At 69.5% G+C, this 9,584-nt stretch carries 8 protein-coding genes; 4 read left to right on the top strand and 4 right to left on the bottom strand.

Annotation, left to right across the window (positions count from 1 at the left end; genetic code table 11):
• The 4 genes from HET64_RS31960 to HET64_RS31945 form a co-directional block, all read right to left on the bottom strand.
• On the bottom strand, nt 1-972 hold a 972-nt coding region (locus tag HET64_RS31960; RefSeq protein ID WP_215110642.1), incomplete at its 3' end, for an ABC transporter ATP-binding protein.
• Nucleotides 973-1,500: 528 nt separating this feature from the next.
• Nucleotides 1,501-2,997 (bottom strand): DUF6801 domain-containing protein, encoded by a 1,497-nt coding sequence (locus HET64_RS31955; protein WP_215110641.1) that lies wholly within the window; start codon nt 2,995-2,997, stop codon nt 1,501-1,503.
• Between the two features lie 465 nt (nt 2,998-3,462).
• Complete coding sequence (locus HET64_RS31950; protein ID WP_215110640.1) at nt 3,463-4,119, bottom strand: hypothetical protein; 657 nt, start codon at nt 4,117-4,119, stop codon at nt 3,463-3,465.
• A 213-nt stretch (nt 4,120-4,332) separates the two neighbouring features.
• Nucleotides 4,333-5,268 (bottom strand): hypothetical protein, encoded by a 936-nt coding sequence (locus HET64_RS31945; RefSeq protein ID WP_215110639.1) that lies wholly within the window; start codon nt 5,266-5,268, stop codon nt 4,333-4,335.
• Between the two features lie 812 nt (nt 5,269-6,080).
• On the opposite strand from HET64_RS31945, the gene HET64_RS31940 reads away from it, so the two are divergent.
• The 4 genes from HET64_RS31940 to HET64_RS31925 all read left to right on the top strand — a co-directional run bounded on the left by HET64_RS31940 (nt 6,081) and on the right by HET64_RS31925 (nt 9,577).
• On the top strand, nt 6,081-7,295 hold the full coding sequence (locus HET64_RS31940) for a helix-turn-helix domain-containing protein (RefSeq protein WP_215110638.1): 1,215 nt from the start codon (nt 6,081-6,083) through the stop codon (nt 7,293-7,295).
• 201 nt (nt 7,296-7,496) lie between these two features.
• Entirely contained in the window at nt 7,497-7,760 is a 264-nt protein-coding gene (locus HET64_RS31935) for a hypothetical protein (protein WP_215110637.1), read from the top strand.
• Nucleotides 7,761-7,884: 124 nt separating this feature from the next.
• Nucleotides 7,885-8,358 (top strand): SCP2 sterol-binding domain-containing protein, encoded by a 474-nt coding sequence (locus tag HET64_RS31930; protein ID WP_215110636.1) that lies wholly within the window; start codon nt 7,885-7,887, stop codon nt 8,356-8,358.
• Between the two features lie 4 nt (nt 8,359-8,362).
• Nucleotides 8,363-9,577: an acyl-CoA dehydrogenase family protein gene (locus HET64_RS31925; protein ID WP_215110635.1), complete on the top strand. Its 1,215-nt coding sequence runs from the start codon at nt 8,363-8,365 to the stop codon at nt 9,575-9,577.
• The last annotated feature ends 7 nt before the right edge of the window (nt 9,578-9,584 follow it).

Genomic DNA, 9,584 nt, shown 5'->3' with positions numbered 1-9,584 from the left:
TCCCGCGGCCGGGGCGTAGCTGTTGAGGATCGCCGTACGGGCGGCCTCCGGCAGCTGGCCCATCATCGCCATGACCCGCTCCCGGCGGCGCAGCGCGCCCTGGCGCACGGGCATCCCGGGCGAGGGCTCCAGCTGGGGGACGACGGTGCGGGGCCCGGTGGGGAACGGGGCGGTGTCGGCCAACTGCTCGGCGGCGAGGGTGGCGGCGTCCTTCTCCTCGGACATGCCGATGGGGCCTTCGCGGCGTCCGGCGAGGAACTGGGAGACGACCGGGGTGTCGCTGGTGAGCAGCACCTCGCGCGGCCCGAAGGTGACGAGGTTGCGGCAGAACAGCATGCCCATGTTGTCGGGGACGGTCGCCGCGATGTCGAGGTTGTGGGTGACGATGAGCATCGTCGCGTCGATCTGCGCGTTGAGGTCGATGAGGAGCTGCGACAGGTAGGCGGTGCGGACCGGGTCGAGGCCGGAGTCCGGCTCGTCGCAGAGGATGATCTGCGGGTCCAGGACCAGGGCGCGGGCGAGGCCGGCGCGCTTGCGCATGCCGCCGGATATCTCGCCGGGCAGCTTCCCCTCGGCGCCGAGGAGCCCCACGATGTCGATGCGCTCCATGACGATGCGGCGGATCTCGGATTCCTTCTTGCGGGTGTGCTCGCGCAACGGGAAGGCGATGTTGTCGAAGAGCGACATCGAGCCGAAAAGGGCCCCGTCCTGGAACATGAGGCCGAAGAGCTTCCGGGTCTCCATGATGTCGCGCTCGGAGCTGTTCACCATGTCGACGCCGTTGATGAGGACGCGTCCCTGTTCGGGCTTGAGCAGCCCGATGATGGATTTCAGGAAAACGGTCTTTCCGGTTCCGGAAGGACCGAGCATGACGCTCACTTCACCGGCGGGCAGGGTGAGGCTGACGTCCTGCCAGATGTTCTGCTTGCCGAAGGACTTCGTCAGGCCCTCGACGACTACTTCGATTCCCATCGGCCCTCCCTCGAAGTGGCGGTGAACGTGTTCATCGATTGGCGCTCCGGCTCTGAGAAAAGCGATGGCGGCTCGTCACACATGCACCAGGGGGCGCACGTTATGTCCGCCGAAACCGCCAGGGCAAGCTGTTGAACAGCGGAGATCGACGAACGCGGGGCTGGCAATGGATCACTTGTCATTCGGTGACAAGGGCGGTTCCGGTCCTTGTCGAAATCTGCGCATGCAGGGGGCGTTCCATCCGGGCGCCTCTGGACCGGCGCGGAGCGAACCGGGCCCGGGCGTGCCCGCCGAGCAGGTACGCAGGCGATTTTCCTCGGCACGTCTGGGACGCTACGGGCCGGTAACCTGACTTCGCAATACTGGGTACAGACTTTCCTCGGCGAGAATTCACGCGGGGCGGAGGATTGTTCACGGGTGAGTAATCAGCGAGCCAAACCTGTCGGATGATGAGGAATCACACGACGGCCGGCGGGCAGGAAAGAGCCCTTCCGGCCGGGAAACCGGAAGGGCTCGGGGGTGTTCGGGTCAGCGCTCGGGGTCGGGCACCCTCGGCGGGCAGTCCGGCCCCTCCGGGTTCGTGGCCACGCACAGGGGCGCCTGCGTCATCTTGGTGTAGTTGTCGGCCTTCTTGCCCGGGCTGGAGATGGCCGAGGTGAAGATCGGGTCGAGGTCCTCCTCCACACCGCAGCCCTCGAACGGCGGGATGTGGGCGTAGCCGGTCAGGGTCCCGCCGTACGCCACGAGGTAGCCGGCCGGCGGATAGCTCTGGCCGTACCCTCTCAGCACCTGCTCGAAGGGGCGTTCCGTGCGGCAGTCGGGACCCACGTCCAGGGGGACGCCGTTCACCTCGACGTCGGAGAGCCGCATCACGAGCTGGGCCGTGACGGTCGTCTCCTCCGGGTAGGTGGGCGTGTTGGTGACCGTGTGGGTGTGGATCGCGGCCGGGGGGCCCACCTGCTCCAGCGTCATGGTCGCGGTCGTCGGCATGAAGCCGTAGCTGAGGAACGTGGCCTTCGTCGGGGGGAGTTGCCGGCGTCCCTGGTAGTCGAAGTTCACCTCCGAGCTGACGTCGACGGTCGAGGCGCAGGAGTCGTTGATGTAGCGCTTGTTGAGCACCACCTTCATGAACGCGGGCCCCAGCGCCGCCGCGCCGTCCAGTTTGGCGGCGTTGGCGTAGCCGGCCGCGTAGGTCTCGGCGGTGGTCATCACCCACTCGGGCGGGATCTCGATCGGGCAGCTGCCCGGGTCCTCGCCGTCGAGGGCTTCGAGGCGTTCGTCGGTGAGGGCGTCGATCTTCTCCCGGGCACCGGGCGACAGCCCCTCGGCCGGCCGGGTGGGGGTCGGATCGGGTGCGGGGTCGCTCTCCGACGGCTGTGGAGCGGGGGCCGTGGGGTCGCTGTCGCCGCGGACGGTGATCGCGGCGAGTTCCGGTTCCTGGCCCGGGGCCGGTTCGCAGGTGACGTCGAGCGCGGGGGGTGTGGTCGGCTCGCCGGCCCCGGTCAGCGAGGACAGCGAGAGGGCGAGCCCGGCGGGGGCCAGTGTCGCGCGCCCGGGGCTGCCGAAGGAGACCGTCGGCACGTCACCGGTCGCGGTCAGGGCCAGGCCGCCCCCGTCGGGCCCGGGCAGGGCGACGGGCGGAGCGGTCAGATCCTGCCAGGAGGCGTCGGCGGACCGGTCGCCGACGGTGTTGCGGACGGTGAGCCGCGCGACGGCCGACAGGGTGGCGGCGTCCAGTTCCCCGAACCGGGCGAGCGCGGTGGGCTCCAGGTTCACCTCGACGGAGACCTGGGACGGGCGGATCTCCTCGCCCGTGCGGACCGAGGTGGGGAGCACCGCCGAGACGACGACGTCCACTTCCTCGGGCCCGGAGGGGAAAGGGCAGGCGTAGCGGAGGGCGACCTCCGAGGTCTGTTCCGCGGCAACCGACTCGGCGCTGGGAACGAGCGCGGTGGCGACGACGAGCGCCCCGCCCACGGCCCAGTGGATCGGTCGTCTCGCTGCGGCGCGTGCATCGACGGTCATACGGATGTGTCCTTCCGGCGCGCGTGGGCCCAGGGATGGCTGCGGAAAGCGGGTCCACTTCTCGGCAACGGCCCCTGCGGGCGGACGTCGAGCGGACTGCGAACGGACGTCGGGCGGGCTTCGGGCGGGGTTCGGTGGTGGTACGTCGGCCGGGCTCGGCCGTACGTCGACCGGACGGGGCACGGCCCCTACCGACGGGTACGGTACGCACGCCGACGACGCCTGGGAAGGGCCGGGTTTCCGTTCGGATCACGGGTGCTCGGACTTTGGCAGCCGGTGACAATCCACGGCCGCGCCCTTGTCGGCGGGTGCGCGAAAACGGGGCGTGTCCGGCCGGTGCGGTGGAGGAGCGGCGCGCGCGGCTCCGGCCGGCGCCGGTGGAGCGCCCCGCTCGCCGTCGTGCCCGGCCGTCGGGTGCGCACGGCCGGGCACGACGCTCAGGTACGGGACGTCATCGGCGGTGGGTCACCCGCTGATGACCGGGGACTTGCCCGATGCCGTGTTCACGATGGTGTACAGGCCCTGGAAGCTGGCCGTGGTGCCGACGATGCCGCAGCCGCCGCCGACCTTGTTGGCGATGGTCAGGGTGAGCCCGCCGCCCGCCGTGTTGAGGGTGCCGTTGCTCCCGTTCAGGGTCGGGTTGTTGTACTTGGCCGCGACCTTGCCGGTCACGTCGAAGGTGCAGGGGCCGAGGACGCTGTTCCCGGACACCTTCGCCTTGATCGCTCTGATCTCACCGGTCACCTGGCCCGTGGAGTTGGTGCCGGCGCCCGCCGCGTAGTCCAGGCCCCAGATCTCCCACGGCGGCGTGGTGGTCACCGTCCACGTCGAGCTGAACGGCCCGGTGCACGGCGAGTTGAACGAGATCGCCGAGATCGACGCGAGCTTGGCCGGGCTCCCGGCGACCGGGGAGGTCGGCGCCGAGCCCGAGGCGGCGGAGGTCGCGCACTGGATCTTGTTGCCGTTGTTGTCGGTCAGGACGGTCACTCCGGCGGTGCCCTTGAAGGCACCGGTCGGGCTGATCGTCCAGCTGGTCGGAGCGGCGACGGCCGACGGTGCGGCCAGGACGACGGATGCCGCGGCGGCACCGATCGCGGTCAGGACACCGGTTCGCTTGAACATGGGGGTACTCCCTTTTCTCGTCCCGTTGGGGATTCGACTGAACGTGACTGGAGAGGCGCTTGCTCAGTTGCTCGCCGTGCCGGACGGTGCGGCACTCGGCGGGTCCACGACACCGGCTCGTGCCGAGGTGCGCGGACCAGGACTGGGGGGCGGGTCGCGCATCACCTCCTCGGTACTCGGCGTGAGGGCGGGTCCGGCGGACCGGGACCGGGGCTACCGCTTCGCGGAGTGCCAGAACTCGGACAGCTTCCTGCCCTCGTCCGGCGCGAGGCCGGCGGGGTCGTAGGGGCTGCCGAAGTACGTCGTGGTGGCGTCGAGCGTCACGCTGTTCTTTCCGGCGGCGGACGGGAGACCGGTCTTGAGATTCACCGCCCAGTCCAGGAGCCCGGCACCGCAGCCGCTGGCCCCGGGAACGCCGAACGTGGCGTCACCCTGGTCGGCGCCGTCGAAGGTGTAGCGCCCCATCTCGCCCTCGTCGTCGTTCGGAGTGCCGTCGGCCGAGAACCGCTGCAGAGAGAGGCTCGGCGCCGTCACGTTCTGCGGCTTCAGGAGCACCGGGTTGGACGTGGTCCCGATGTAGCACTTGTCACCGAGGAACGGATTCTTGAGGTGGATGCGGACCGGGATGGTGAGAATGGGCTCACCGGTGGAGAATGCCGCACTCATATTGAAGTCGCGTGGCGCGCCGGCCGGTTCGATGGTGGCCGTCACCCGGTTGAGATTGTTGTCCGTCAACTGACGGCAGATTCCCGATACGAGCGGAATTCCGCTGGGACACATGAGTCCGATCAGCCCGCCGGGGATCTCCGCCGGGTCCGCGGTCAGCGCCCCCTCGGGCGGGGCCACCAGTGAGGCGGCGCCGCCGGGGCGCTGGATGACGCCGAGCTGCAGGTCGGTGTTGCCGGTGGAGACCTTCGTCTTGCCCAGCGTGATGGTTCCGGTGGCCGAGCTCGACGCTATGCAGGTCGCGATGGTGTTGAGGCCGTCCGCGGCCAGCATGGCGGGCGCGTCGACCGGGCAGCGGTCGAAGGGCGCCCAGTCGCCGTTGAGCTGGGTGGCGGCGGTGGCCGAGCCGGTGGAGAGCAGAGCACTGAATGCCGTGAACGCCGCGAGCAGACCTACGCGGGTTCGATTGGAAACGGATCTCATGGCGTCCCCTCTGTCGGCCGCGGTGGCGCGGCCTCGTGCACGGAGTTGAGCGGTTCTGCAATGCGAGCCCGCACCGCGACGACTTCTCGGCGGTGTTGGAGCCTCGGTGGGCCCGGGGGGCGGAGGATCGGAGCATCAAATTTCGGGCAGATTTCGTGACCGAATTGATCGAGGCGTGATGTTACTCGCGGGAAACCGGGCGACACAATCCGTCCGTCTAAGATTCTTTGCACCGCACTCTTTTTGATCCGGAAATGAGCATCGGGACACCGCCTCCTTGTCAAGGAATGCGCACCCGGGGGCGCGGAATTGCGCAGCGGCGACCGGAACCCCCGCGCGCCGTGCGTACGCGGCCCCACGGGAGCGGGGGCAGCGGAAGTTCCGCCTCCACTCACTCACGGATGGCACGCAAATCAGCCACTCGGCCGAAAATGCTCACCAAAGAGCGGCCGGCCACCCCGCATTCACCGTGGTGAGCCGCCCGTGCTCCCGTTCTTCACGAAGATCGACCGACACCGCGCGCACCACGCCGGGCACTTCTCCGGGCGACGGAACGGCTTTGTTGTCATCGCCGGAGCACGCGGCCGAAATTCATTGTCCGAAAGCGCGCAGTACCGCCCGACCTGCACGGAAGTCGCACAGTACGGCCGGACTGTGTGCCCCCTGCACTTCGATCTTGTCCAAGTGGTGTGCAGTGCCTGTTCGTTGGTCTATCTTCGTCGCGAACTTGGTACGCACCTGTCGGTTCGTGGGAGCGCTTTCCCCCCACCGCCTCACCCCACCACCGGGCGCCGAGAGCAAGGGGACTTGTCATGCCACATCTCATACAGCCGTTGGATACCGAAGACCCGCTGGGGCCGCTCCCCCAGGAATTCGCGGCGATCATGCGACCCGAACTGCCCAGCCTCATCAAGGAAATCGGCGTCGAGGTCACCCGGGCCTATCCGGAATACGCCCGGCTGCTCGACGGCCCGAACGGGCAGGCCATCCGGGTGGGCGTGGAGCAGAGCCTCGCCTCCTTCGTCGATCTGGTGGCCGAACCCTCCTCCCCCACCACACTCCGCGACGACATGTGCCGGCGCTTCGGACGGTTCGAGGCGTACGAGGGCCGGAGCATGGACACACTCCAGGGGGCCTACCGGCTGGGCGCACGGGTGGCCCTGCGGCGGGCGAAGAAGGTCGGGCAGAGCTACCACCTGTCCCCCACCCTGATGCTGAGCTTCGCCGACGCGCTCTTCGCCTACGTCGACGAACTGGAATCGCTTTCCCGGGAGGGATTCCAGGAGGTGCAGTCCCAGTCGGGCGAGCACAGCGAGGCGCTGCGCCGCCGTCTGCTCCATCTCATCCTCGCCGGACGCCCTGTTCCCGGCAGCGCCATCGCCGATCTGTGCGAGCAGGTCGGGTGGGCGCTGCCGGAAGAGGTCACACTGATCGCCGTCCGCGCCCCGGCGGAGCTGGACCGGCTCAGCGCGGACCGCGACCTCCTCGTCGACCTCAGCGCCCCGCAGCCCCATCTGCTCATCCCCGGGGCACTGGACGACGCACGAAGATCCATGCTGGAACAGGCCCTGCCGACCGGCCGCGCGGCGATCGGGCTGACCGTACCCACGGCACTGGCCTGCGAGTCGATCCGCTGGGCCCGCCGGGTCCTGGAGCTCGTCGACTCCGGCGTGATCGACGACGCACCGCTGATCCGCTGCGAGGACCACCTCACCACCCTGTGGCTGCTGTCCGACCCGGCCCTGCTCGACCAGTTGGCCCGGCGGGAGCTGGCCGCCGTCGCGGGGATCAGCGCCACCCGCCGCGACCGGCTGGTCGAGACGCTGCGGATCTGGCTCGACACCCGGGGCACCGCGGCCCAGATGGGCGCACTGCTGGACGTCCACCCGCAGACCGTGCGCTACCGCATGCGGAGCCTGGAGACCATCTTCGGTGACCAACTCGTCGATCCCGAGAGCCGTTTCGCCACCGAGGCGGTGCTGCGCGCGCTGCGGCTGCGCTCCCGTGCCGCAGGCACATCCCCCTGATCCGGATCACGTTCGGCGCGGCGGGTCAACTTACCGGCGCGTAAGGCGAAATAGACGGTCAGTCCCAAACGGTTGCGACACGGAGACGTATCCGACGAGAAACCCGGAACCGCGTCCCGTACACAGGAAGGAACCTGCCGCCCATCAGGCGACAGGCCCCGTGCACCGCCTCCTGGCCAACCATCCGAGAGGGAACGTCCCATGACCGCCTCGCACCTCCTCGTCCCCGTGCCGATCCCGGACCGGGTCGCCGCGCTGATCGGTTCGTGCATTCCGCCGCACATCCTCCAGGCGGAGTTCGACGCCGACTGCGCGGCCCGCGAGGTACGCAGGTTCCGCGGCCCCCGGCTCGGCGTCGAGGACCAGGCCGACCGCGAACAGGCCCTGTCCGACCTGGCCCGCGCCAACAAGATGCTGGCCGCGCACCACCCCGGACTCGCCGTGCTGCCGGGCTCGCCCTTCTGACCGCCCCTCACCCCTCCACCCACCCGTCCCCCTCACCGCGACCGGCCACGGACCGGTCTTGCGGGGCGCCGCCGCTCCCCTTACCTTACTCAAAAGTAAGTTTACTTTGGAGTAAGGAACTGGCGTGGACGGAACCAGCAGCGGCGACCTCACCGACGACCTGTCCGGGCTCGACTTCGCGGCGGTCGCGCCCGAGGAGTTCGCCCGCATCGTCAAGAGCCTGTCCGCGAAGCAGCTCGCCGAGGTCATGCGGGGCGAGCTGCGCACCCGGATACTCGGTGAGGTCTTCGGCCGGATGAAGCAGCAGTTCCGGCCCGAGGCGGCCGGCGGCCTCACCGCGCTCATCCGCTGGAAGATCACCGGGGAGAGCGACGCCGTCTACGAGACCGCGATAGCCGACGGAGCCTGCCGGGTCACCCCCGGCCGCTCGGACGCCGAACCGCGCACCACGCTGGTGATGGGCGACGCGGAGTTCCTCAAGCTCGTCTCCGGCAACGGCAATCCCGTCACCATGTTCATGACGCGCAAGCTCAAGGTCGCCGGTGACGTCGGCCTCGCCTCCGGCCTGACCCGCTACTTCGACATCCCGAAGGCGTGAGCGCATGAGCTTCTTCTCCCTCGCCCTGACCGAGGAGCAGCAGGACCTGCGCAACTGGGTGCACGGCTTCGCCGCCCAGGTGGTCCGCCCGGCCGCCGCCGAGTGGGACGCCCGGGAGGAAACCCCCTGGCCGGTGATCCAGGAGGCCGCCCGCATCGGACTGTACGGATTCGAGTCGCTCGCCGACCTGTACGGGGACCCCACGGGACTCTCCCTCCAGATCGCCAACGAGGAGTTGTTCTGGGGCGACGCGGGCATCGGCATGGCTCTGTTCGGCACCTCGCTCGCGGTCGCCGGAATCTTCGCCTCCGGCACGCCGGACCAGCTCGCCGAGTGGGTGCCGCAGTGCTACGGCGACGAGGACGACCCGAAGGTCGCCGCCTTCTGCGTCTCCGAACCGGGGGCCGGCTCCGACGTCTCCGCGATGACGACGAAGGCCCGCTACATCGAGGCGAGCGACTCCTGGGTGATCTCCGGCCAGAAGGCCTGGATCACCAACGGCGGCATCGCCGAGGTCCATGTCGTCGTCGCCTCGGTCGATCCCGCGCTGGGCGCCCGAGGACAGGCCGCGTTCATCGTGCCGCCCGGCACGAAGGGCCTGACGGCGGGCCGTACGGTCAAGAAGCTGGGGCTGCGCGCCTCGCACACCGCGGATCTCTTCCTCGACGAGGTGACCGTACCGGGGCACTGCCTGCTGGGCGGGAAGGGGAGGCTGGACGCCCGCCTCGCCAGGGCGCGCGAGGGCGGCACCGCCAAGGGCCAGGCGGCGATGGCGACTTTCGAGGTCAGTCGCCCGACCGTGGCGGCGCAGGCACTCGGCATCGCCCGGGCGGCCTACGAGTACGCCCTGGAATACGCCGGTGAGCGCGAGGCGTTCGGCAGGCCGATCATCGAGAACCAGTCGATCGCCTTCGCCCTGGCCGATATCCGTACCGAGATCGAAGCCGTACGTCTGCTGATCTGGCAGGCCGCCTGGATGGCCCGCAACGACCGGACCTTCGACGCGGGCCAGGGCTCCATGTCGAAACTGCGGGCCGGCGAACTCGCGGTCGCGGCAACGGAGAAGGCCGTCCAGATCCTCGGCGGCGCGGGCTACAGCCGGGAGCATCCGGTGGAGCGGATGTACCGCGACGCCAAGATCTACACCATTTTCGAGGGCACCAGCGAGATCCAGCGCCTCGTCATCGCGCGGGCGATCTCGGGTCGGCACATCCGCTGATGCGGAG

It is taken from the genome of Streptomyces sp. McG3, assembly GCF_018619185.1.
In the GTDB taxonomy this organism is placed as follows: Bacteria; Actinomycetota; Actinomycetes; order Streptomycetales; family Streptomycetaceae; genus Streptomyces.
The sequence above is the reverse complement of the archived record's forward strand: the minus strand, read 5'-3'. Positions and strand labels throughout refer to the sequence as shown.